This window comes from Gimesia sp. (assembly GCF_048262075.1).
Classification (GTDB): domain Bacteria; phylum Planctomycetota; class Planctomycetia; order Planctomycetales; family Planctomycetaceae; genus Gimesia.
The window spans coordinates 891,603-916,930 of sequence record NZ_JBLXFK010000002.1 but is presented as its reverse complement, the minus strand read 5'-3'; the positions used below and the strand labels follow the sequence as shown (position 1 = coordinate 916,930).

The following is a 25,328-nucleotide window of genomic DNA, read 5'->3' as shown; positions in this document are numbered from 1 at the left end:
AGATATTACAAATGCCCCAGACTTGGCACATTGGTTGCATTTCTGTATGAGTGAGCCTTCCAATCTTCTGAAGTGCAGGTCGGGTCCGGTCAGAATACCGCCATTGACCATATTTTTCAAAATAAATAAACTTCGGAAAGAGAAGAACTTACAGAAATTAAATGTATTCTGGGCAAGGAAGTGCTGGTGAAGGCGAATACTTCAGTCACCAGGGAACAATCACTTGTTCCTGCCAGTATGACAGTCTGACTGTGATCGACCAGAACAAATATTGAAGACTATTTTTCGAGAATTCGAGTTCAGGTTAAAAAATGGAATTCCTAGACAAACTGGGTGAATGGTTAACGACAGTAACGGCATGGTTGGAACGATTTCTGACCGGGTTGTTCGGTTCATCGAATGAACGCCAGATTCGGAAACTGGGTTTCGTCAGAAATAAAGACGGGCAAGATCAAATCGTCCCTGGTTCCATGCTGGCAGAGATTGACAGTTTTGAACCGGAATTGATGAAACTGTCCGATGAGGAGTTAAAACAGACGGCGGAGAAACTCCGTGCCCGCATCGCAGCGGGGGAAACGCTGGATGATATTCTGACGTATGCCTTCGCGGCCGTACGTGAGTCTGCGCGCCGTAATTTGAATATGCGGCATTATCCTGTGCAGATGATCGGGGGTTACTTTCTGCATAAAGGCATGATTGCCGAAATGGTCACCGGGGAAGGTAAAACACTGGTCTCGTCTCTGCCTGCCTTCCTGAATGCGCTCACTGGCAAAGTTCATATTGTGACGGTGAATGATTACCTGGCCTTACGCGACATGGAATGGATGGGGCCCATTCATATTGCGCTGGGACTGACTGTCGGGGCGATCCAGTCCAAAATGGGACCTGAAGAACGCCAGAAGCATTATGGCTGCGATATCACTTACGGAACCAATAATGAATTCGGATTCGATTATCTGCGCGATAATATGAAACCCATTAAAAAACTGCAGGTGCAGGGACCTTTAAATTATGCCGTCGTGGACGAAATCGATAATATTCTGATCGATGAAGCACGCACGCCGCTGATTATTTCCGGTCCTGCCCAGGATGATCTGACTAAATATTCCAAAGCCAATGCTGTTTCATTGAAGTTAATCCCGGGGACGGATTTTGAAGTCAAGGAAAAAGAACATACCTGTCACCTGACAGATGCGGGGGTCAAACACGCGGAAGAACTGGCCGGTGTGGAAAGTTTTTATACCGCCGGAAACATGGAATGGCCGCATCTGATCGATAACTCGCTGAAAGCACACCATCTTTATAAACGGGATGTGAATTATGTCGTCCAGCAGGGCGAAGTCATTATTGTTGACGATCATACCGGGCGACTGATGCCGGGACGTCAGTGGGGTGACGGTCTGCATCAGGCTGTCGAAGCCAAAGAGGGGGTAAGAATTAAAGAAGAGTCTCAGACTCTGGCGACAATTACCCTGCAGAACTTTTTCAAGTTATACGACAAGCTCTCCGGGATGACCGGTACCGCGATGACGGAAGCAGAAGAGTTCTGGAAGATTTACCAACTGGACGTAGTGAATATTCCCACCAACCGTCCCATGCAGCGTATTAATCATCCCGATGTGATCTATCAGACGGAAAAAGAAAAATGGACTGCGATTGCAGATGAAGTCCGGGAAGTACATAAAGAGGGCCGTCCGATTCTGGTCGGTACCGTTTCGATCGAACAGTCGGAGATTGTCAGTCACAAACTGAGTAAATATGGTATTCCTCACAACGTTCTGAACGCCAAGCATCATGAGCGTGAAGCCGAGATTATTGCGCAGGCTGGTCGTAAAGGCGCCGTTACCATTGCCACGAACATGGCCGGTCGTGGTACCGACATTATTCTGGGGGGAAGTGCCGAGCATATTGCCTGGGAAGAATTGAGCCAGAAATACGAGTCTCGTATTCAGGTCCCCAAAGCGGAGTGGGATCAACTGGTCAAAGAAATTGAAAAACGGGAAGGCATGGATGTCGAAGCCGAAGAAGTCATGCAGCTGGGTGGCTTGCATGTAATCGGTTCCGAACGTCACGATTCCCGACGCATCGACCTGCAGCTTCGCGGTCGATCGGGACGACAGGGAGACCCGGGTTCCAGTCGCTTCTTTCTTTCGCTCGAAGACAAACTGATGCGGGTTTTTGCCGGTGAGTGGGTAAAAAATATCCTGTCCCGTCTGGGCATGGAAGAGGGAGAAGCCATCGAAAGTCGAATGGTTTCCAAACGTGTCGAGGGGGCTCAGAAGAAACGTGAGGAAACTCATTTCGAGCAGCGAAAACATCTGCTGGAATATGATGAAGTCATGGATGAACAGCGAAAAACTGTCTATGGCTACCGTCAGCGGATCCTGGATGGCTGTAACTGCCGCGATCTGATTCTGGAGATGATCGAACGCCAGATCGACGAAGAAACAGAGCGCCTGCTCGATAAAAATTACAGCTGGGACACAATCGCCGCCTGGTGTGGCCAGGAAGCCCATATCGAGGTTGAATCCTCAAATATTCGGGATATGACTTATGAGCAATTGGTCAGCTATCTGAAAGATGAAGCTGGCCTGCAGGCAGATGATATCATCGCGGAACAGATCAATGAGAATCTGCCGGAAGAATATGAAGATGACTGGAACTGGCAGGCACTGACCAAATGGGCGAATGCTTATTTCAATTTGAATCTGAATGAGCGGGAGCTGAAGAAAATCGGTCGTGATGGTCTGCATGAGACGCTCTTCGTCCATGCTCAAAAAGCCATCGAACGTATTGATTTCAGCCCCTTGGAAGCATTCCTGAATGAAGAATGGGGTTCCCGTTCTCTGGCAGGTTATCTGAATTACCAGTTCGGTATCGAAGCCGATCCGGAAGAATTCAAATCTCTGAGTATTCCGGAGGCCAAAGCCAAAGTTCTGGAAAAAGTAAAAGAGCTGTATCGGGAAAAAGAAGTCACCTTCCCGGTGACCGTAGGGATGTACAATTTCCTGGGCAATCAACAGCCTGGAAATGAAGCGAACAGCCGGGTAGGGCTGGTGAAGTGGGCCAACTCAAGATTTCATTCCAACCTCGATCTGGAAGCCTTAAAAGGCAAACAGGTCAATGAGATTCAGAATATTTTATCAGCGGAAAGTGAAAAGGTCTTTGTCAACGGTGAAGCCTCGAAACAGATCGAGCAGTACCTGAGCAAAGCTTATACTGCTGAGGAAGCAGTAACTGCCGGGAAAAACGTTCAACCCGTGCAGAACAAAGCCGCCCTGGATGAGCTTGCTGATTGGGCCAATACGGAACTCGAACTGAATCTGACAACGGAAGAACTGGAGCCGCTAACGGATGATGAAGTCAGAATTCGTCTGTATCAGGCTTATAATAAACGTTATCGTCCTGAGCTTAGTCAGGCAGAACGCTCTCTGATTCTGGAAGTGCTCGATACCTCGTGGAAAGACCACCTGTATTACATGGACCATTTACGGTCCGGAATCGGGCTGGTCGGTTATGCCCAGAAAGATCCCAAGGTCGAGTATCGCCGTGAAGGAATGAAAGCCTTTGACAACATGTGGGGCCGCATTGGCCAGCAGGTTACATCCGCAATTTTCCGCCTGGAAAAGCAGAGCCCTGATTTTGTAGGCTCCTTATGGCAGGTTACAGAGACGGTTCATGAAGAAGTCACGGATGATTACGATTATGGTGAAGAAGGTGAGGAAGATACGAATTCTTCCGAGCCTGCTCAGCAGGCAATCGATCCGATTGTGAATCAGCAACCCAAGGTGGGGCGAAATGATCCCTGTCCGTGTGGCAGTGGGAAAAAATTTAAAAAGTGCTGCGGAAAGAATCTGTAGTTCTTAAGTTCCGGAATTGATGCCCGGTTGGGGAATGGAATCCCGTGCAAATATATGCCTATCTGTTGAATCTCGTTTACTGCCTGTTACTGGCCTGTGCTTCGCCAGTCATACTGTACCGGGTTCTGGTTCAGAAGAAATATCGAAGCGGGCTGGCGCAGAAGTTTCTGGGACAGTTGCCCAAGCGAAACAGCAATGAGCCTTGTCTCTGGTTCCATGCCGTCAGTGTGGGGGAAGTATTACAACTGCCACCCCTGCTGGAAGAGCTGAAACGACAGAATCCTGCTCTTGATCTTGTTATTTCGACGACAACGCATACTGGGTATGCAGTGGCGAAAGAACAGTTCCCGGAGTACCTGGTCTGTTACTTTCCCCTGGATTTCTCCTGGGCAGCCAAACGTGCGCTGCAGCAAATCAAGCCGACGGCGGTGATTCTGGTGGAGATGGAACTCTGGCCGAATTTCGTTCTGGCAGCAGATCAATCTGGCATCCCTGTTTCAATTATCAACGGTCGATTAAGTGAAAAAAGTTTTCGCGGATACCGAAAGCTCCGTTGGCTGATTGGGCCGCTGTTGAACCGACTGCAATTGATTGCTGTTCAGACCGACGCGTATGCGGAACGCTTTCAGAATCTGACGGGCAGTACAGATCGCATACAGGTGACCGGCTCGATTAAATTTGATGGCATTCAGGTAGACCGGGAGAATCCGCTGACGACAGAACTGCGGAGTATTTTTCGGCTGAAGTCAGATGAAACGGTTCTGGTCGCAGGCAGTACACAGTCTCCGGAGGAACAGATTGCCCTGGAAGTCTACCTGGCAGCCAGGCAGCGATTTCCCAAACTGCGTCTGATTCTGGTGCCACGCCACCAGGAGCGGTTTCATGAAGTTGCAGAACTGGTGAAGCGAAAGGGACTACCACTGATTCGACGCAGCGAACAGGAGTCGGGAGAGGCAGGCGCCGTCTTACCCTTTACAACCTCGCAGGCACCTGAGATTGGACTGTTGGATACGCTGGGAGAATTGAAAAGCTGCTGGGGGCTGGCTGATTTCGCGTTTGTCGGGGGGAGCCTGACAAAACGGGGTGGACAAAATATGATCGAACCGGCCGGCTATGGCACTGCATTGATGTTCGGGCCGAATACCTGGAATTTTAAGGATGTGGTTGACGCCCTGCTGCAGTATCAGGCTGCCACGATTGTTCAGGATCAGGCTGCCTTTCAGGAGACACTGATGCAATGGCTGGAAGACCCACGATTGGCTGAGGATCAGGGATCACGGGCGCAACGTTTTGTTTTGGATCAACGGGGGGCAACACTGCGCACCCTGGCTCTGATATCACCATTAATGGCAGGGGCACAGCCAGATTCGCATGACAAGGCTGCCTGATTCAATCCGCTGATATGCCTGGGAGGCATTTTCAGTCGTGACCCGTCTAGGTCACATCACATTTAACCATAACGCCTTCCAGTCTATAATACTCGTTGCAAATGGGCTTGGAGGTACGACAGTAATACTGGACACAGTCCAGAAACATTTTCTAAAACAGAAAGCAGAGCGAAAGGAACTCTTGTTGACTTTACTCTGTAATTCTACAATTAGGCAAATTCAAAAATATGTGAAGCGAAATATGAATGTAGATCAGTTCATGCAGGTAGATCGTTTCATTTATTGAGGTAAGGGATCAGATTCCAGGTGCTGCCCGGGTCCGGGTAGGCTCATCATGGCAAAGTAATTAAGGTGGAGTAACGCATGGCTAATTTTTCGTTCACAAGTGAATCCGTCAGTATGGGGCATCCGGATAAGGTCTCCGATCAGGTATCCGACGGTATTCTGGATGCATTACTTGCTCAAGATCCCTACTCACGAGTTGCTTGTGAGACACTGTGTACCACAGACTTTGTCGTTCTCGCTGGTGAAATTACCAGTAGTGCCCAGGTCGATTATGAAAAAGTTGCTCGCGATGTGATCCGTGACATTGGCTATACCAGTAAAGATATCGGATTTAACGCCGATACCTGTGAAGTCCTGGTGAAACTGCATCAGCAGAGTGCAGATATTGCCCAGGGTGTGGATGCGGAAGGAGCCGGAGACCAGGGACTGATGTTTGGCTATGCCTGCAATCAGACCGAAGAATACATGCCGGTTCCTATTGCACTCTCACACCGGATTTTGAATAAGCTCACCGAAATTCGTCAGAACGGAGAAGTGGACTGGTTACTGCCAGACAGCAAAAGCCAGGTTACCGTGGATTATGAAAACGGCAAACCTGTGGGGGTCTCCGCAGTGGTGGTCTCTACCCAGCACACAGAAGATGTCTCTCAGGAAGAAATTCATCGCTTTGTAACGGAAAAAGTCATCAAGGAAGTCGTTCCAGCCGACTTCTTAAGCGAGAAAACAAAGTACCATATCAATCCCACAGGTCGCTTTGTGATTGGTGGTCCCCACGGCGATACCGGCTTGACCGGACGTAAAATCATTGTGGACACCTATGGTGGCTGGGGACGTCATGGTGGCGGTGCATTCAGTGGGAAAGACTCGACCAAGGTAGACCGTTCTGCTGCTTACATGGCCCGTTACATTGCCAAGAATATTGTCGCTGCCGGACTGGCTTCGGAGTGCGAGGTTCAGCTTTCCTATGCGATTGGTGTTGTGGAACCAACCAGTATTTATGTAGATACCAAGGGAACCTCTGTGATTCCTGAAGAGAAGATTTCCGAACTGGTCAGCGAACTCTTTCCACTGAGTCCGCAGGGAATTATCAATCATCTGCAGCTACGCCGCCCGATTTTCAGAAAAACAACCTGGGGTGGTCATTTTGGTCGGAATGATCCCGATTTTACCTGGGAAGCAACTGATAAAGCGGCTGAATTGAGAGACGCTGCAGGATTGGGGAATGAAGTACCCGAGCCACAATTTGCCATGTCCTGAATCGATCAGTTTTCGCGGATTTTGGCAGGGCAGAACGGAGGATGCTCGATATGAAACAGTCTAAGCAGAATCTGCATTGCCTGGAAAATCAAACAACACGGGGAAAGCGATCTCTTTTGAGATCACTTTCCCCTCTGTTTTTCACAGGCGTCATTGTTGCCGGCGGGGCAGGGCTGTTGCTGTTGCGCGCAGTCGGCTTCATTCAGGTGGAACACAGTTATCTCCCCGTCCTGGCCGTAGGCACCCTGATGTCGTTTCTTGTCGCAGGAAACCTGCTGTTACTGCGCCAATGCAGACTTCTCAGGCTCTCCAGCAGTCACAAGAGTGGTCTCACGCTGGCGCTCGTGTTGCCTGTTCTGGCCGGAATGCTGGCAGTCTTACCAGGGAACGGGCTCAACCTGATGGGTATCCTGTTTTTCTGTCTGACCTATTTCATGGCTTTTGCCGGGGTGCTGGAATGGCTTGACCGGGAAGCTTTGGAACTGGCAGACAATGATCGATTAAACGATCCCGAACAGGAGTTTGCTGATCCAGTCCCTGCGGAATCCTCATCTGGTACTACAGAGCCAGAGACGTCAGATCTCGGTGAGATAGATGAAGACCGTGAAAAGCGATTTGAGGCATTACTGACAGAAACCCAGTCTGATGCAGATACCGTTTCCGATGAAGAGGAACGCAGTCGTTGTTCACAGTGGATGAATCGTAATTCAGATGAGGCAGGTTTTGAATGCATTGAAGGCGGCGTCCTCGTGCAATTCGAACCAGAACAGAAGACCCGGGTCGTGCATCTCGGGCTTTATCCTCCCTTGAAGGGAAAACTCTCGGTGAACTGTGAGTTTGATCCCGGGGTGCCTGTCAGGACCCGGGTCCTGGAAACTCGTGGTTATGGTGTCAGCATTGAAGTCAAACGCGCTGCCGATCTGGAGCAGGAATTTCAGGCAGTCATGCAATATTGGGTGACCAATCAGACACTCAATGAGGATGTTGCCTGAAACAGGTCTCCTTTTGATCATCAGGGTAGTCTGGGATATCTGCAGATTTGCATCACTTATCAGAGAACTGAAATTGAATTAAGTCTAAAATGTGTCAAAATAGGCTTTTAGGTTTGTTTGCAGGACAATGAATCTTGCCTATATTGTACGTTAACTGGAATTTTCTATATTTCGCTAGTTTCCAATTTTGTGAATCGCTATACTTTGCGGACGTTGTTGTCGAATACGGTCTGAGCGACCGCCGTCAACAATCAGTGAGATTTGTTTATTTCCCTTCTCGCTGCCAGTCTTTATGGCTTTTTTGGTTACTAACGAGAAATCGTTTTGGTAATCAGTTAGTGCATCTGCATTTGACGCGGATTCTCTCAAGCAGAGTTTCTGTATTCAATGGAATTGTGCTGCTTCACGATCGGACTCGTGTTGAAAGGAGGTCGAGCTCTGTCTGTTCGGCAGGTTTGACTCAAACTGAATAAGGATGTCAGGATTATGCACAAGATGTCTTTGAAACTTCAATCAAAAAATCAGGTCGATTCAACGGATCTGGAATCCGTTCTGGATGCATCCGGGGTGTTAAATCAACAGCGGGATCAGATACCTGAAACAAAAAAAATAGAGAGCAAGCGTGGTCGCCAGGTGATTAGTCAAAGAACTAATTCATTGTTGGGAGTACAAATTGTTTCGAGTGGATCGTATGTACCCGACAATGTCGTTACGAATCATGATCTGCAGGAGCGTTTTGGATTTGACCCGGAATGGATTGAACAACGAACGGGGATTCTGGAGCGTCGACATGCTCCACCGGAAATGGCAACCAGTGATTTATGTTACGAGGCGGCACAGAAAGCAATTCGAGCGGCCCGCGTCAATCCGGAAGACATCGATCTTTTAATCGTCGGTACGTTTACTCCGGATTTTCAATGTCCCTCCGTTGCCTGCCTGGTGCAGGATCGGTTAGGACTGGATGCCCCTGCCATTGATCTGCAGGCGGCCTGTGCCGGTTTCATGTATGCCCTGGTAACCGCGGCCCAGTATGTCGCAACGGGAAACAGTAAACTGGCGCTGGTGATTGGTGGTGACTGCAACAGTCGTATCGTGAATCCGGAAGATCGTCGTGTGGCTCCGTTGTTTGGAGATGGTGCCGGCGCTGTCCTCCTTTCAAAAGGAGATCCCCATCAGGGTTTGACCTGTTATCAGACTGGCTCGGATGGCAGTGGTTGTTCTTTGTTGGATCGTCCTTCAGGCGGAACCCGTAATCCTGCTACAGCCGAAGATATCAGTGCCGGTCGTCATTTTCTGAATATGGATGGTCGCAGTGTCTTCAAGTGGGCCGTCAGGACTGTTGCCGATTCCATTGATCTGATGCTGACCAAAACTGGTATGAGCGTGCATGATGTCGACCTGTTCCTGATGCATCAGGCCAATATCAGAATTATTGATTCTGCCTGTGAACAATTAGGGATTCCTCGCGAGAAGGTCTTCAATAACCTGGATCGCTATGGAAATACGTCCGGCGGATCGATTCCGATTGTATTAGACGAAGCGTTTCAATCGGGGCGAATTAATCGCGGCGATACCATTCTCCTGAGTGGTTTTGGTGCCGGTCTCGCCTGGGGCACAGGCCTGTTTCGCTGGTAGACGATTCGCCTTGAGTCAGCAAATGCTGTCCATACTTTGAATGTCCGCGCAGACTGGTGAGTTTAAATCAGACTTACTCTTTGTCTGTCATCTCTTTCTCATCCTGCGGGTCCCCGTCAGTTGTTGGATCCGGGTTCACAGGGCGTTCAATCACGGGGTCACCTGCTTTGGCAACACCGGCCAGCGGAAGCTCATTCGCTGTCTCACCTTCTTCTTCCGTATGATAGACGTGATCAAGGGGAGTGCCATCATCACATTTCCTCAGCAGGAAATAGATCACGGTATTGGCCGACCAGAAAAAACTGATCACGAAACCGGAAAATGTAATGTTGAGCAGGGAGCCCCAGCCGATGGAAATGGAAGTGGCCAGAGTTGTCTGTCCCTGGTGAAACAGCTGGGATGCCTGTTGACTTCCCATACCCCAGCCGACACCCCAGAATGCGAGATGGGAGATCAGCTGCATTAACAGTTCGACAAAGAACAGGCAGGCGGCTCCATAGCAGAGTGTGACAAACACCAGCCACAGAAAATACCAGATCCGTCCGAAAATATAGCTGAAGATGCGGCTTAACCCATCGAAGCCATCGCTGTCTTCCACACTGATCGTGGTCATCATCAGAGGCCAGCCAGCCAGTGTCACCAGCAGGATCAGGCTCATGACGAAGGCAAATAGAAATGCCAGTCCCCAGAACAGGCTCACAATCACTCCCCCGGCGCTGGGAATATTACCTGACAGTCCGATCAGCAGGCAGAGGATCCAGAAGAAACCCATTCCCGCAAAAGGGAGCAGGGGGGCACTGACCAGCGACAGGATGCGTTTCAGCGAGAAGCCTAACGCGGCCCGGATACCGATGTGATCATCCTGCGCAAACTGAATCGCGGCAATCCTGGTAATGGCACCGCCGAATACTGCCCAGACAATAATCGCCCAGAGCAACTGAGTGGTGGCATAAGCCAGCATGCTCCAACTGGCACCCGCTTCAAACAGGGTCAGAACCGGTCTGGTGAAATAAGACATCGGTTCCAGCAGAGTGGCATCCCGAATCAAACCGCCCAGGCTCGGAGATTGTTCTGGCACTGGAGTCAGTCCCTGTTGAGGGGCTTGTAAAAATAAGTCGGAATGTCGGGGGGGGAATTCAATCCGCTGATGGACGAGAGCGGAACGACTGCTCACCGGGGGCTGAGGTGCAAACGGGAGTTTGTTAAAAAGTTGATTTCCCAGCATCAGCAGCAGGATCGCAGCGGCGGCCAGCAGGATTTTCTGAAAATCGACAGCCAGCCGAAAGACCCGAAACAGGTTCAGCCAGGGGAACAGGGTTTTATAAGGAATTGGTTCGGTAATCAGTGCAGGTTTTTGATTCATCATCGTCAGAGTGAATATCCAGATGCCCAGAGATGAGAGAGATGCCCGATTGACAACAATCTGTATTTCAAAATCCGTAACAGAAAGACCGTCAATCCCTTCGATTGTGTCCAGACTGAGGAGAGTGTTTCCGGATCAATTTGACCCAGGATGTCTTCACGGGAACGCACGCTCAACCAGTCGAATGCAAGCTAGATCGCATCACGTTTTGTCATAGCATCTCGCATGCTATTCTACTCGGTCCCAATACCTTTGCAGACGCTACAGTAAAACTGGATACAGTCTAGAGGCGTATTATAGACAGACCAGCGGAGTTGATGCTATCGTAGACTGGATATCCCCGTCATTTCAGCGGGATTTTACCGGCGCGCTGAGGAGTGCTTCCTGTACCGCGAGTTCCTCATTTTGAGGCGTTTTTTTCCCGGTTGAAGTGGTACAGGTCTGGTAGATCAGCGGAATCGCCAGCAGGGTGATTGTGGTCCCGGCAATCAGGCCACCCACAACCACACGCGCCATGGGAGCCTGTAGTTCACCCCCTTCGCCCCAGCCCAGTGCAATCGGGATCATAGCCAGAACCGTCGTGAGCGTAGTCATCAGAATCGGTCTGAAACGGCGTGTCGCAGCCTGGATGATCAACTCGTTTGCAGGTTTCTCCGGGAATTTCCGCCGGAGCTGGTTAATATAATCGACCAGCACGATGGCATTGTTGACCACAATTCCCGACAGAACGACGATGCCGATAAATGACTGCACGTTTAACGTTGTTTCTGTAAAGACAAAGACCCAGATGACGCCAATCATTCCCAGTGGAACCGCAAACAGAATATAAAACGGATCACTCAGGGATTCATATTGCGAGGCCATGATCATGTACATCAGAAGTATCGCCAGGATAAAGCCCTGCTGCAGCGCAGTGAAACTTTTCTGTTGTTCTTCCCAGTCCCCAGCGACACTGACGGAAAAACCGGAAGGAATCTGGATGGCACTCAGGTTTTGTTCAAGCTCAGGGACGATACTTCCCAGGTCTCGTCCCTCGACGTCAGCAAAGACTCTCAAGATTCTCTGTTGGTTCTGGCGTTCAATGACAACGGGGGCTTCATCGGGTTGAAATGTTAACATGTTTTTCAAGGGAATCGTACGACCGGTTGCTGTCGTGACACCCACCTGTTGCACGTCATCCATCTGGTCGCGGTCTTCCGCCCGCAACCGGACAACGACGGGAAATTCGTCACCTTCTTCACGATAGAGTGTGGCTTCCGTACCGCGGATGGTCGTTTCGAGTGTCTGCGCGATGTCCTGTACGCTGATTTTTAACAGACCTGCTTTTTCACGATCGATGGACGCGGTCAGTTCAGGCCGTTTATCCGAAACCTCTGCTTCCACGTTGATCAGCCCCGGCGTCTGCTTCATGACGGATACGACCTGGTCGACAATTTGCTGGGCGGCCAGCAGGTTATGGCCGGCGACTTGCACAACCAGATCACCACCGCCCCGTCTCCCGATCATCCGCATCAGCATCATTTCCGTCTGTGCTTTGACCTGGACTTTCATGCCGGGAATCGGACCAATCGAATCGTCGAGAGCTTTACGGATTTCTTCGATTCCCCGTTCGCGTTCGCCGCGGGGAAGAAGTTTGATTCTTAAGGTAGTGCGGTTCCATTGATCCGCATCATCGGCACCATCACCAATAAAGGAAGCGATTGCTAACGCTTCGGGCACCGACTCGATCGTTGCCTGTTCCAGGATCCGCGTCTGCTGATCCAGTTTTCTAAGCTGAATTCCGGCAGCCATTCTCGAATACACATTGATCGCGGCTTCGTCTGTTTTAGGTAAAAATTCCGTTTTGATATGGGGGATCAGGCCCAGTGTGGTCGTAAAACAGAGTAACAGCAGGAACCCGGTGATGGTGGAATGTTTCAAGCTGAACTTTAAAATTCGTTCATAGATTCGTTCCAGCTTCAACAGAATCTGATAGTTCAGATGATGAAAGCCATCAATCAGTTTAAACCAGTAACGGGTCCAGCCTGAATGGGGTGTTGTTGCCTGATCCGGGATCCAGTAAGCACTCATGACAGGAGTCAGTGTCAGGCTGGCAAACAGTGAGCAGATCAGTGAGAAGGAAACTACCCAGGCCAGCTGATGCAGCAGGATACCGGTCGTACCATGAATAAAGATCAGGGGCAGGAAAATGATCAGGGTCGTTAAGGTACTGGCAATGATCGCTGAAGAAACTTCTTCTGTCCCTTCAATGGCGGCAGTGATCGGATCCAGACCGTCTTCCCGTTTACGAAAGATACTTTCCAGCACTACAATCGAGTTGTCAACCAGCAGCCCGACCCCCAGTGCCAGTCCGCCGAACGAAATAATGTTCAAAGTGAACCCCTGAAAATAAATCAGGGTGAATGTCGCAAGGACAGAGAGAGGCATACATACGCCGATCACCAGCACGCTGCGGAAACTGCGCAGAAAGACAATCAGTACCAGAATGGCCAGCCCCATACCGTACAGGGCGGCTTCCTGAATATTGGTGATCGATTGTCGAATGTATTCCGAGTTATCCACGCGAATCGTGAGGTTCATGTCTGGAATTGATTTATTGGCCCGCTCAACCTGTTTTTGAACCTGGTCGCTTACACTGATCGTGTTTGCACCGGATTGCTTATACACATACAGCAGGATGCCGGGCTGTCCATTCATCCGGGTCAGTTCCGTCCGTTCTTTTTCACCGTCGACGACTTCAGCAATGTCCCGCACATGAACGGTGGCACCTGCCTGTTCTCGAACCACCGTATTCTCGATCTGATCCAGGCTGGTAAATTCACCCTGGCTGCGGATATGCAGATTGAGATGGCCTTCCTCATAATTACCGGCAGGCTGGTTGATGTTCTCCTGCTTCAGGGCATTAATCACTTCGTTGACGCCCATATTGAGTGATTCAAGCTTACTACGATCCAGGTTGATCTGGATCTCGCGTTCAATCGCGCCGCGCATGCGGACCCGGGCGACCCCTTCAAGCTGCTCAAATAGCGGGATGATCTGATTTTCCGTCAGGCGAGTGAGTGTGATGGGATCCAGATCACTGTTCAACCCGAGATACAAAATTGGTCGGTCCGCGACATCAAAATGGCGGATGTATGGATCTTCGGCTCCTTCGGGCAGCTTGTTTCTCAGCTTATTCAGCGAGTCGCGCACTTCGTTGATTGCCAGGTTAAGATCGGTCCCCCACTGAAACTGCAGGCGAACCGTACTGCTGCCTTCCATGCTGCTGCTGAGAATGTTTTCGATTCCGGAAACAGAACTCAAATTCTGTTCAATCGGGCGCGTGATCTGTTTTTCTGCCTCGTCGGGACCCGCGCCTTCATAAATCGTAATCACACTGACGCTGGGGTTCTGAATGTCAGGCATCAGATCCACTGCCAGCTGTGATAAAGAGACGCCGCCCAGCATGACCAGCACCAGTGAGGACATCAGGGTCGTGATCGGACGTTGAACTGCCAGTCGGGTCAGGGACATAATTGATTTCTCAAGTATTGATGATCTGTTATGGAATCAAACGATCATCCTGATCACAAGTTTGCTTTTTGCGGTAAAGGGGGGGAGGCCTGAATGATCTGATCCATGGGCACTTCAATCGGGGTAACAGTCTGTCCTTCATCGACCATCCGATTACCCAGGGTGATCACCAGATCTTCCGGTTTGAGTCCCGATAGAATTTCGACAAGTTCGCCGTCATTGATTCCGGTTTCAATATTGCGTCGTTCGGTCATCGGGGGATTTCCGCCGATGATGAAGACTGCGGAACCAGGGCCATCTTTTCTGCGGGTGAGCGAGGCAATGGGCAGGACGCTGGTTTTGTGGTGATGTTCAAAGACAATCTGCACGCGGGCATGCATTCCCGGCTTCAGTGAGAAGTCCGCATTTGGAATTTCGATATGCACGGCGGCAGTTCGGGTTTGCGGGTCAAGTACTGGTGCTTTCCGTTTGACATGACCTGAAAAAGTTTTTCCGGGAAAAGTATCAACGGTGATGAGCGCTTTCTGACCCAGTTTGACATCTTCATAGTCTTTTTCCACGATATGGACGATGGTCCGTACGTGATCCAGGTTGACAATTTTCATTAAAGGGACATCTGGTTTAGCCAGATCGCCGACATCGACCATCCGTTCTGCCAAAAAACCATTGGTGGGCGCCAGTACTTTATTTTCCCGCAGACGCAGGCGGCTCTGCTCCAGGTCCGATTTGGCCTGTTCCACACGGGCTTCTTCCAGTTCGGTCTGCGCTTCCTGGATTGCCTTGTTGGCCAGCGCTTCTTCCATCTCCTGCTGTGTGCTCACACCGGATTTCTGCAGAACCAGCAGGCGTTCATAAGCCTTTTGAGCCAGCTCCTGGCCAGTGACTTGTGCTTTCAGTTGCGCTTTGGCAACCGTCAGGGAGGCGTCTGCTTTACTGACCAGTTCCTGCAATTCAGTGTCGTTCAATTCCAGAATGACATCGTCGGCTTTGATTTGCTCCCCGACGTCGAACGGGATGGATTTGATGTACCCACTATATTTCGAGCGGATTTCGACCTGGGAACCCGCTTCCAGGTTACCCACCAGGGTAATGCGTTTCTCCAGAGTCTTTTTTGTGGAGCGGGTGACCTGGACTGCGATGGGCTCAGTCAGGATTTTCGTAGGCGCTGTTTGCGTATTGTTCAGGGAATGTTCATAAACCAGCCAGCCTGCAATCATCGCAATGGCCGTACAGGCTGGGGCAATCAGTACTTTCATCTTTTCGTTTCTCCGGTTGTGTGAACCGCAGCAGGAGCCTGAGGGCAAACAAATAGTTTTCTGAACGAGAATCTATGTCAGCAGACTCGTTCAATGAAAAATCGGTTTGTAAAAGCTCTTGTTGTATGACAGCAGAGAGTTCTCTGGTGTGCAATCGGGCAGGTTGACGGTTATCGTTTTAAAGATAAACTTCTGGTTGTTTAAGGCAGGCAAGCTAAGGCAGGATCAACAAATCATTTAAGTTGTCGACTCGGCTCATCTATTAGAACTATATCGGTAAGAGAATTCAAGATATTTGTTGTTCTCTATAGCTTTGTTTAAATATTCTTTTGTTTATAAAATCGCAGGCTGCTCTTTCCTGTTCTTATGCCAATTCTATGCTAAAATCCACACCAGCCTCAGAATTTTGCAACAATGATAAGAAAATATTTATTTTTGATAGTCAGCACAGTTTGACCAACCTGTGAAATCGTTTTGAGAAGGGAAGTATGATGGATTTAATGAGTACGATTGCCGGTTCCATGATGGAAGGTTTTTTTCCAGCGGGATGGGACCTGGCCAAAATAGATCAGTGCATGAGTGCAGATCCAACAACAATAGCAGACCGCCAGTCCTGGTGGCATGAAGGCTTTGAGCCTGTGATGTGCGGAAGTGTCACCGATTTCGATACGATGTTGGGACATGAGATCGCTTTGACGATTAAGCAGTCCAGGGATGCTGGTGAAAAGCTGGCACTGATCCTGCCTGTGGGGCCAATGGGCATGTATCGCTGGGCTGTTTACTTCCTCAAAGAATGGGGGGTCTCCTGCGATCACGTTTATGGTTTCAATATGGATGAGTGGAGCGATGTCGACGGAAACACACTGCCTCCCACCAACCCCGGTGCATTTCAGTATGCCATGCAGGAAGCCTTTTATGGTCCCCTGGGTGACTTGACGGTTCCTGAAAATCAGCGGCACTTTGCCACTGCAGATGTACTGCCCAGTTATGCAGAAAAAATCGGCGAATTAAAATCAGCGGGTGCCAAACTGGGAGTCATTTTTGGTATCGGTCGCGTCTGTCATATCGCGTTCTGGGAACCCCATTTTGCCGGGGAATTTAATTCTGAAGAAGAGTGGAAAGCACAGACGCACCGGATCGGTGCCAAGCTGCATCCTCTGACGATTGAGCAGAACGCTGTGACGAGCTTCAAGAGCCGCACGACTCTGGTGCCTGCGTATGCGAATACCATTGGTCCCGGATGCTTCCTGCAGGCCGATAAGATTATCGGTGGTTGTGACGGAATCTTCTCACGAGGTATGCAGTGGCAGGGAATGAGTGTCTGGATGACTTTAAGACATGAGCCAACCAGCTGGATTCCTTCCACTTACATGACGACTCAGCCGGGACGCCTGATTATTCTGGACGAACTGGCCGGACCCCTGGTAGCAGAGTGTAATTAAACCGTTCAAAACAAACAAAAAGGCAGCTCGGAATTAAATTTTGAGCTGCCTTTTTTTGTTTTATGAGACGGTGTCGCGTTTTATGATCGCGTCTCCAGGGCTGTGGGGACCGAGTAAATTCGATTGAGAGACGCTAGACATAAATGTGATGCGTTTTCGAATTGTTATGTCAGCAAACTTAACCTGCTGTCTGTTCCAAAACGGATTCATGCACATAAATCGGTAGTGCTGGTTCGTAATGGATCGACAAGGCGATCGCATCGCTGGGACGGCTGTCGATCTCGACCAGTTCGCCATTCTGTTCCACGCGCAGGACCGCATAGTAGGTATGATCTTCCAGATGAGTAATCACGATATCTTTTAAGACGCCACCCAGGGATTCGATGGCATTCTTTAACAGTTGATGAGTGAGCGGACGCTGCGGGGAAAACTCCTGATTGACTCGGCGGTCAATTGTGGTGGCTTCAAAAATACCAATCAGGATCGGGAAGACACGCTCGCCTTCGACTTCGCGCAGGTAGATCACCTGCTGATCACCGATCTCGCTGATAATAATGCGAGATAACTCCATTTCCACTAACACAAGAGAGCCTCCTCAGGTCAGACAGGGAATTCACTGCAAACCAGATTCTATATGAAGAGTTAAAACTAAAATATCTGTGATTTTGAAATATTATACACCGTTTTCAGACAGGACAACAGATTTCGGATGAAATCGGGAATCGGAAGATCTGACTAGACTGTGTCCCGTTTTACTGTAGCGTCTCCAGGGCTGTTTGACCCGAGTAAATTAGATCGAGAGACGCGATACTTAAATGTGATGCGCTCTAGAGCTGATCACTTTATTTTCCTTCGAGTTCATCGATGGTTTTCAAGACACTTTGCAGCTGTTTCTGATTTCCTGCCAGAGTCTCCTGTACTCCAGCCACAACATCAGCGGGTGCACGATCGACAAAGTTTTTATTCGCCAGTTTCTTCTCACTGGAGACGATATGTTTCTCCAGTTTTTCTGCTTCACCCCGCAGACGCTCCAGTTCTGCTTCCAGGTCGATAATGCCTTCCAGCGCGATGAATCCATCGACATCGTTGAGAGAAAATGTAGCTGATCCGCTGGGACGTTGGACGTCCGCGCCCGCTGACTCCAGTAATGTTTTCGCGAGGTTATCGAACTGTCCCGCGACATTCTGCATGTCATCGGCTACGCTGGATTCACAACGCAGAAACAGTTGCAGCGGTACTGCCGGGGAGATTTTATAAACGGCGCGAATATTCCGCACGGCGACAATCATTTCCTGCAGACGTTCAAATCGTTTTTCCAGTTGCGGGTCCTGCCAGTCCTTCGGTGGTTCCGGCCAGGCAGCGATCATGATGCTTTCTGCCCCTTTTTCCGGCGTGAAGAGACCACGTTCCGGGGCAATCTCATTCAATCGCTGCCAGAGTTCTTCAGTAATAAAGGGGACGAAAGGCTGCAGCAGTCGGAGCAGGGCATCGAGTACTCCTACCAGCACGCGCTGTGCTGCCGGCTTCTGATCTTCATCCCACAGACGGGGCTTGATCATTTCCAGGTACCAGTCGCAGAATTCATTCCAGGTAAAGTCGCGGATAGCGCGGGTCGCCACATCAAACTGGTAGCGATTTAATACGGTTGTCATCTCTTCTGCGACGGTGGAAAGTCGACTGAGAATCCAATGATCCTCCATTTTCAGGTCTGACTCCTGCAGCGGAGCAGGGGTGTAACCTTCCAGGTTCAGCATGGCAAAGCGACTGGCGTTCCAGAGCTTATTGCAGAAGTTTCTGCCATACTCAAAACGTTCACTGACAATGCGTGCCACTGGTTCTCCGGGATCCGGGTCAAACCAGGGACTTGTGTACTGGTACGATTTTCCACTCTTGGGGAATTTGATTCGTGGTTTTTCACCGCCGGCGGGAATCGTTGTCTGATGCTCCAGGGTTTGTGGCACCACTTCACCGCTTTCCGGATCTTCATAACCGACCGGCAGACGGACGTCCTGGGTTTCACCGGCGAATGAAGCGATCGTGAACCGAACCGCATCGACACCATATTTATCGATCAGGTCCATGGGATCAACACCGTTGCCTTTGGATTTGGACATGGTCTGCCCGAATCCATCCAGGATTTTAGGATGGATACAGACGTGTTTGAAAGGAATGTCTTCCATGTTATACAGGCCCGTCAGTACCATGCGCGCTACCCAGAGGGTGATGATATCGCGACTGGTCACCAGTACGCTACCCGGGTAGAAATAGTCAAGGTCCGGATTCTTGTCAGGCCAGCCCAGGGTGGCGTGCGGCCAGAGGGCGCTGCTGAACCAGGTATCCAGTACGTCTTCATCCTGCGTCAACTTGTGAGCAGCTCCCAGTTCATCACCTGTCAGATCGGTTTCACTGCAGATCAGCCAGCAGGTATCTTCATCGTCCCGACGATAATCCACGTCATAGCGATCGCCAAATGCCAGCTTCAGGTCATCTTCAGAACAGGTGTCGCAGTACCAGATGGGGATGCGATGTCCCCACCAGAGTTGCCGGCTGATACACCAGTCCCGCTTTTCTTTGAGCCAGTCCAGATATGTTTTGGAATACCGGCTGGGAAAGAAGCGAACCCGCCCATCTTCGACTGCATCAATGGCGGATTGTGCGAGGGTATCCATTTTCACGAACCATTGATCGGACAGGTAAGGTTCGATGGGAGTTTTCGATCGATCGCTGTGTTTTACAGGGATCTGCCGATCTTCGACTTCGATGAAGAAACCCAGCTTGTCCATATCTTCCACGACTTTTTTACGGGCGGCGTAACGATCCAGGCCTTCATACTCGCCGGTTGCTTCGTTCATCGTCCCATCAGGATTCAGGATATTGATCTGTTCCAGATCATTCCGTAATCCGCAGGCATAGTCGTTGGGATCATGTGCAGGAGTCACTTTGACAGCTCCCGTTCCCAGTTCTTTATCTGCCAGTAACGCATCGGCAATAATCGGAATTTCGCGCCCGTTTAAGGGAATGCGAACCAGTTTGCCCACAAGGTGTGTATAACGCTCATCGGAAGGATGCACGCAGACCGCAGTATCGCCGAGCATGGTTTCGGGACGCGTCGTCGAAAAGGAAATCCGTTCGTCGCTGCCGACAACCGGATACTGGAATGTCCAGAACTGACCGGCAATATCTTCTGAAAAAACTTCATCGTCGGCCACCGCGGTCTGCAGGAACGGATCCCAGTTGACCAGGCGTTTTCCACGATAGATCAGATCGTCGGAGAACAGCTTCAGGAAGGTGCGGCGGACCGCTTTGGAGCACATGTCATCCAGGGTAAACCGGGTGCGCTGCCAGTCGCAACTGGCGCCCAGTTTTCTAAGCTGATTCAGGATGCGTTTTTCGTACTGGTCTTTCCAGTCCCAGATGCGTTCGACCAGCGCTTCACGACCGATGTCGTGGCGTGTCAGGTTTTCCTCTTCTTTCATGCGGCGTTCTACAACGGCCTGCGTAGCAATGCCGGCATGGTCGGTTCCGGGCATCCAGAGGGCTTCGTAACCCTGCATGCGACGCCAGCGGGTGATCAGGTCCTGGACCGTCCCATTTAACGCATGTCCCATATGCAGTGCCCCGGTGACGTTGGGGAGCGGAATCATGATTGTGTGCTGTTCTTTTTCCGGGTCAGGTTCGGCGTGAAAATAGCCTTTTTCTTCCCAGAATTGATACCACTTTTGTTGTGCACTTTCAGGGTTATATTGTTTTTCTAACGATTCGGTCATGATTTCGAATTGGGTCTTGTGCTTTGAGACATGGTTAAAGTGGAGAAATCGATCTGCCACGAAATAGCTGCTTTTTCTTCATTGAAACGAACTATACCAGTTCCGATATTGCAAAAACAGGCATGGCGGGCATTGTTGGCGCTCCGGGTTTCTGAATTCCGGAACAGATCCCTTTTACGGTTCAGTCAATCGAGACACAGGCTAGACTGTGTTCCGTTTTACTGTAGTGTCTCCAGAGCTGTTTGGCCCGAGTATTTTAGATTGAGAGACGCTATAGCTAAATGTGATTTGCTCTAGGTTAAAATAGTTCCCTCATCCTTGTAGAGCTTGTATTCAACGCTGTCCGCCAAGGCCAGCCAGCTGGCTTCGATGACATTTTCACTGACGCCGATACTGCTCCAGACTTTGTGTTCATCCCGGCTCTCGATCACAACCCGCACACTGGCGGCAGTGCCTTCTGCGGAGTTGATCACGCGGACCTTGTAATCGACCAGATGCATTTTTTCGAGTGCCGGATAAGCAGGGCAGAGGGCTTTTCTGAGAGCCGTATCCAGTGCATTCACCGGGCCGTCACCTTCCCCCACGACATGTTCCTGCTGGCCGTTGACGATTAGCTTGATAGTCGCTTCCGTGAGTGGCTCCTGCGTATTGTCTGATTCCACGTTCACTCGATAATGGATCTTTTCAAAATGCGGTTTGAAGGTCCCCGCGACTTTTTTGACGAGCAGGTCAAAAGACGCTTCTGCGGCTTCAAACTGGTAACCTTCGTTTTCCAGGTCCTGCACTTTTTCCAGAATCCGGGTGAGCAGTTCCGGATCGTTATCCAGTTGCAGCTTGGTCGTTTTGGCGACGATGTTGGAGCGGCCTGAGAGTTCACTCACCAGCACCTTGCGTTCATTGCCGACCACTTCCGGTTCGATATGTTCGTAACTGCGTGCAATACGATTTACCGCGTGAACGTGCATGCCCCCTTTATGGGCAAAGGCGCTGCTGCCGACAAAAGGCTGGCCGGATCGGAAATTCATGTTGGCCAGTTCATAAACATACCGCGAAAGTTCGGTCAGGTGATGCAACTGGTTGTCCAGCAGTACGGAATATCCTTCTTTTTTCGTCACCAGGTTGGCGATCACGCTGATCAGGTCAGCATTGCCACAGCGTTCTCCGATCCCGTTGATGGTACCTTGAACCTGGATGGCACCGTGTTCAATGGCCGCCAGTGAATTGGCAGTCGCCAGATCGCAGTCGTTATGACAGTGAATTCCCAGGGGAACGTCCACTTCCGAACGCACGAGATCGACGTATTTCGTAATGACTTCGGGGAGGCTGCCGCCATTGGTGTCGCAGGGAATGACAATGTCTGCGCCTGCGTCGGCTGCGGCTTTGATCGTTTTGAGAGCATATTCCGGGTTTGCACGAAAGCCATCGAAGAAATGTTCCGCGTCGTAAATGACTTCTCGTCCGCAGGATTTGATAAAGCCTACGGAATCGGCAATCATCGCCAGATTCTCTTCGAGTGAGACCCGCAGAACTTCGGTAACGTGCAGATCCCAGGTTTTACCGACAATGGTCACTACGGGAGCCTGGGAGTCACGCAGGGCCTGCATGCCGACATCGTCTTTGGCTTCGATCTCTTTGCGGCGTGTCATGCCGAAGGCGGTTACTTTGGCGTGTTTCAGGTCCATTTCGGCAACACGCTGGAAATATTCAGTGTCTTTCGGATTCGAAAGGGGATAGCCGCCTTCAATGTAATCGAAGCCCATTTCATCGAGCTTTGCGGTAATCTGCAGCTTGTCTTCCAATGAGAAGTTCACGCCTTCTCCCTGGCTGCCATCCCGCAAAGTGGTGTCATAGATCTGAATTCGGGCCATCGTCGGGGCTTTCTTTTCTGTTTTAATTAAGAGATCACTCTTGTTTTTTTGTCTGCTGATATTCTTTTCAGGCAATACCGGGGCAGTGCTTGATTCGTCCTGGTCTACATAACAAAAAAACCTCAGGTTGTGACCTGAGGTTATGAAAATCTGTTAAATTGGTAATGATCCTCAAGTCATTGGGAGTCTGAAATTTCGCAAATAATAATAATGCCGCTGATGCAGACAATATTTGGGACAGACAACATAGACCAGAGAGCCTTCCGCTTGATTTGATATGATTGATAACAAACAGTCGATGGGACGATCATAAGCCTCAGGGGGAGATGAGTCAAACGAAAAGCCGATTTCGCCCACTTTTCAGTTCGGATTCCGGGTAGGGCAGGCTGCGAGTGCCGCTCAAACGAACTCTTCTTCGTATTCTTCTTCCCCGAAATCGTCTTCGAACTGGTTCGACTTCATCGCTTCCCACTCATCCATGGTGTATAAAACTTCACGTGCCTGTGAGCCATTATATTCACCCACGATTCCATCTTCAGCCATGTAATCAATCAAGCGGGCACCACGACCGTAGCCAACACCCAAAGCACGTTGCAGGAGGGAAACAGAACCGCGACCTTCGCGGATTACCACTTCAACAGCTTCGTCATACAGACTGTCTTCTTTACGGTCCGAGTCGCCGCCATTATTTTTCTTGGAATTGGCTGCGGTGATTTGAGCCAGTTCCGGACTGTATTCAGGTGCCATGTCACTGAAGAAGTCGATCACGCGTTCGATTTCTTCATCACTGACATACGCGCCCTGGGCTCGAGTCAGTTTACTGGTCCCAGGTGCCAGATACAGCATGTCACCGTTTCCGAGCAGGGCGTCTGCACCGTTTTCATCCAGAACCACACGACTGTCGCCGCGACTGGCCACCTGGAAAGAAATGCGGGCAGGCAGGTTGGATTTAATCAGACCGGTAATCACGTCAACGGTTGGTTTCTGCGTTGCCAGCACCAGGTGGATTCCGACAGCACGAGATTTCTGTGCCAGACGAATAATGTGGGCTTCCACATCTTTACCGGAGGTCATCATCATGTCGGCAATTTCATCGGCGACGATCACGATCGAAGGCATTTTTTCCGGCATCTGCAGGGCTTCTTCCGATTCGGGATCGATGCCCGCCAGGTCCAGTACTTTATCTTTACCCAGTTTATTGAAGCTTTCAATGTTTCGGGAACCACAGCGGGCGAGCAGATCATAGCGTTCTTCCATCTTGTCGACGGCCCAGGCCAGAACGGCTTCCGCTTTCTTCATGTCTGTAATTACGGGATGCATCAGGTGGGGAATGCGTTTGTAGCCGCTTAATTCCACCATCTTCGGGTCGATCATCAGCATCTTGACTTCATTGGGGGTGCGGGTCATCAACAGTGAAAGAATCAAAGTATTGAGACAGACACTTTTCCCGGTTCCGGTTCGACCAGCGATCAACAGGTGAGGCAGCTTTGCCAGGTCGGCTGTCAGAGGATGGCCACTGACATCTTTCCCCATGAAGAGAGGAATGCGACTTTTGTCTGCTTCTTCGGAACAGGCTTCGATCAATTCTTTCAGACGGACCATGACCTGTTTGTCGTTGGGAACTTCCACGCCGACTGTGTTTTTTCCTGGTATGGAAGGCACCACACGCACGGATGGCACACGTAACGCAACGGCCAGGTCGTGAGCTAATGCAGTGACTTTGGCAACCCGCAGTCCCGGTTTCAGATCCAGTTCGAACAAGGTTAAGACCGGACCGGTATCGATTTCAGAAACCTGGATATCAAGCCCAAAGTCGGCGAAGGTGTTTTCCAGAACTTCCGCGGCTTCTTCTGCTTTTTTGGCTAACAGTTCGAACGGAAAGTCTTCCGCTTCTTCCAGCAGGTCTAAGTCGGGCAGCTTATACGAGCTGTTTTTTTTTTGCTCGATCGGCTGAGTCTGTCGCGCCATGCGAATTCCCGCTGGCGGATTGACTTTGATGGGCTTGCGTTTTTTAGGCTTTACTTTCGCTTTCGGAGCCGCGACGACTTCTTCTTCGTACTCGTCTTCCTCTTCAGCGACGACTTCTTCTTCCTCTTCATACTCTGCTTCGTCTGTTGTTTCATCGACTTCAGACGATTCACGACTCAAAGCTTTGAAAGGAAAGGTGAGGCAGGAAAAAAAGAGACGTACGGGAAGCGTGTCTGCTGTCAGCAACAGTCCTGCCATAAACATGGATGTCAACAGGATCAACGAACCGGCAATCGAGAATCTGGTTTCCAGTAAGGAAAAACCAAGCGCACCAATATAGCCGCCACTGCCGATCAGTGGGGTCGCATTGTTTTGTCCCAGCATCATCTGGCTGGCGATGCAGAGTGAAATCAGAATCAAAGCCAGGCCGATGAGTTCAACGAGTACTCCCGAAGTCTGCTGACGCGAAAACATGCGCATATCGACTACGATGAACGCCATAAAGATTCCCCAGGCACCGATACCGAAACTGGTTCGCAGGTAATGGGCAATTTGAGCGCCGGAGTCACCACACAGGTTTTGTGCGACATCACGGACAGGGAAGACGAGTTGCGCAGGGGGATCGGCAGGGTCGTAGCTGAACAGGCTCAGTCCAAGAAAGACTGTCGCTGCCAGTAATCCCAGCGCGATTAAATCTGTTTTGAACCGTTGAATGTCGATCATGCTGACCAACC

Annotated in this window: 13 protein-coding genes; 6 read left to right on the top strand and 7 right to left on the bottom strand. The window is 50.3% G+C overall.

Annotated elements, in window-relative coordinates:
* Positions 1-311 precede the first annotated feature (311 nt).
* From secA to ACN0YH_RS07230, 5 genes are all read left to right on the top strand, one after another.
* Positions 312-3,860, top strand: a complete 3,549-nt coding sequence (secA, locus tag ACN0YH_RS07250; protein ID WP_417378892.1) for a preprotein translocase subunit SecA — start codon at positions 312-314, stop codon at positions 3,858-3,860.
* Between the two features lie 44 nt (positions 3,861-3,904).
* Positions 3,905-5,248: a 3-deoxy-D-manno-octulosonic acid transferase gene (locus ACN0YH_RS07245; protein ID WP_417378891.1), complete on the top strand. Its 1,344-nt coding sequence runs from the start codon at positions 3,905-3,907 to the stop codon at positions 5,246-5,248.
* A gap of 363 nt (positions 5,249-5,611) precedes the next feature.
* On the top strand, positions 5,612-6,790 hold the full coding sequence (metK, locus tag ACN0YH_RS07240) for a methionine adenosyltransferase (RefSeq protein ID WP_417378890.1): 1,179 nt from the start codon (positions 5,612-5,614) through the stop codon (positions 6,788-6,790).
* Positions 6,791-6,840: 50 nt separating this feature from the next.
* Positions 6,841-7,782 (top strand): hypothetical protein, encoded by a 942-nt coding sequence (locus tag ACN0YH_RS07235; protein WP_417378889.1) that lies wholly within the window; start codon positions 6,841-6,843, stop codon positions 7,780-7,782.
* A gap of 495 nt (positions 7,783-8,277) precedes the next feature.
* Positions 8,278-9,417 carry a 3-oxoacyl-ACP synthase III family protein gene (locus ACN0YH_RS07230; protein WP_417378888.1) on the top strand — a complete coding sequence of 380 codons (1,140 nt, stop codon included), beginning with the start codon at positions 8,278-8,280 and terminating at the stop codon, positions 9,415-9,417.
* A 73-nt stretch (positions 9,418-9,490) separates the two neighbouring features.
* Here ACN0YH_RS07230 and ACN0YH_RS07225 read toward each other — a convergent pair whose 3' ends face one another.
* The 3 genes from ACN0YH_RS07225 to ACN0YH_RS07215 form a co-directional block, all read right to left on the bottom strand.
* Positions 9,491-10,783 carry a hypothetical protein gene (locus ACN0YH_RS07225; RefSeq protein ID WP_417378887.1) on the bottom strand — a complete coding sequence of 431 codons (1,293 nt, stop codon included), beginning with the start codon at positions 10,781-10,783 and terminating at the stop codon, positions 9,491-9,493.
* A 345-nt stretch (positions 10,784-11,128) separates the two neighbouring features.
* Positions 11,129-14,293, bottom strand: a complete 3,165-nt coding sequence (locus tag ACN0YH_RS07220) for an efflux RND transporter permease subunit (RefSeq protein ID WP_417378886.1) — start codon at positions 14,291-14,293, stop codon at positions 11,129-11,131.
* A gap of 53 nt (positions 14,294-14,346) precedes the next feature.
* On the bottom strand, positions 14,347-15,549 hold the full coding sequence (locus ACN0YH_RS07215; protein WP_417378885.1) for an efflux RND transporter periplasmic adaptor subunit: 1,203 nt from the start codon (positions 15,547-15,549) through the stop codon (positions 14,347-14,349).
* Positions 15,550-16,040: 491 nt separating this feature from the next.
* Between ACN0YH_RS07215 and ACN0YH_RS07210 the strand changes: the two genes are divergently transcribed.
* Positions 16,041-16,991: a glucosamine-6-phosphate isomerase gene (locus tag ACN0YH_RS07210; protein ID WP_417378932.1), complete on the top strand. Its 951-nt coding sequence runs from the start codon at positions 16,041-16,043 to the stop codon at positions 16,989-16,991.
* Between the two features lie 178 nt (positions 16,992-17,169).
* Here ACN0YH_RS07210 and ACN0YH_RS07205 read toward each other — a convergent pair whose 3' ends face one another.
* The 4 genes from ACN0YH_RS07205 to ACN0YH_RS07190 all read right to left on the bottom strand — a co-directional run bounded on the left by ACN0YH_RS07205 (position 17,170) and on the right by ACN0YH_RS07190 (position 25,317).
* Positions 17,170-17,574, bottom strand: coding sequence for a bifunctional nuclease family protein (locus tag ACN0YH_RS07205; protein ID WP_417378884.1), 405 nt, complete (start codon positions 17,572-17,574; stop codon positions 17,170-17,172).
* Positions 17,575-17,833: 259 nt separating this feature from the next.
* Entirely contained in the window at positions 17,834-20,758 is a 2,925-nt protein-coding gene (locus tag ACN0YH_RS07200) for a valine--tRNA ligase (protein ID WP_417378883.1), read from the bottom strand.
* A 293-nt stretch (positions 20,759-21,051) separates the two neighbouring features.
* Positions 21,052-22,626, bottom strand: a complete 1,575-nt coding sequence (gene cimA, locus ACN0YH_RS07195) for a citramalate synthase (RefSeq protein WP_417378882.1) — start codon at positions 22,624-22,626, stop codon at positions 21,052-21,054.
* Positions 22,627-23,025: 399 nt separating this feature from the next.
* Positions 23,026-25,317 (bottom strand): DNA translocase FtsK, encoded by a 2,292-nt coding sequence (locus ACN0YH_RS07190; RefSeq protein ID WP_417378881.1) that lies wholly within the window; start codon positions 25,315-25,317, stop codon positions 23,026-23,028.
* Between the last annotated feature and the right edge of the window lie 11 nt (positions 25,318-25,328).

Excerpts from the sequence above, each read along its gene's own strand:
- cimA (WP_417378882.1), bottom strand. The coding sequence starts at position 22,626 with ATGGCCCGAATTCAGATCTATGACACCACTTTGCGGGATGGCAGCCAG.
- ACN0YH_RS07235 (WP_417378889.1), top strand. The coding sequence starts at position 6,841 with ATGAAACAGTCTAAGCAGAATCTGCATTGCCTGGAAAATCAAACAACA.
- metK (WP_417378890.1), top strand. The coding sequence starts at position 5,612 with ATGGCTAATTTTTCGTTCACAAGTGAATCCGTCAGTATGGGGCATCCG.
- ACN0YH_RS07190 (WP_417378881.1), bottom strand. The coding sequence starts at position 25,317 with ATGATCGACATTCAACGGTTCAAAACAGATTTAATCGCGCTGGGATTA.
- ACN0YH_RS07200 (WP_417378883.1), bottom strand. The coding sequence starts at position 20,758 with ATGACCGAATCGTTAGAAAAACAATATAACCCTGAAAGTGCACAACAA.
- secA (WP_417378892.1), top strand. The coding sequence starts at position 312 with ATGGAATTCCTAGACAAACTGGGTGAATGGTTAACGACAGTAACGGCA.
- ACN0YH_RS07210 (WP_417378932.1), top strand. The coding sequence starts at position 16,041 with ATGGATTTAATGAGTACGATTGCCGGTTCCATGATGGAAGGTTTTTTT.
- ACN0YH_RS07230 (WP_417378888.1), top strand. The coding sequence starts at position 8,278 with ATGTCTTTGAAACTTCAATCAAAAAATCAGGTCGATTCAACGGATCTG.
- ACN0YH_RS07225 (WP_417378887.1), bottom strand. The coding sequence starts at position 10,783 with ATGATGAATCAAAAACCTGCACTGATTACCGAACCAATTCCTTATAAA.
- ACN0YH_RS07215 (WP_417378885.1), bottom strand. The coding sequence starts at position 15,549 with ATGAAAGTACTGATTGCCCCAGCCTGTACGGCCATTGCGATGATTGCA.
- ACN0YH_RS07220 (WP_417378886.1), bottom strand. The coding sequence starts at position 14,293 with ATGTCCCTGACCCGACTGGCAGTTCAACGTCCGATCACGACCCTGATG.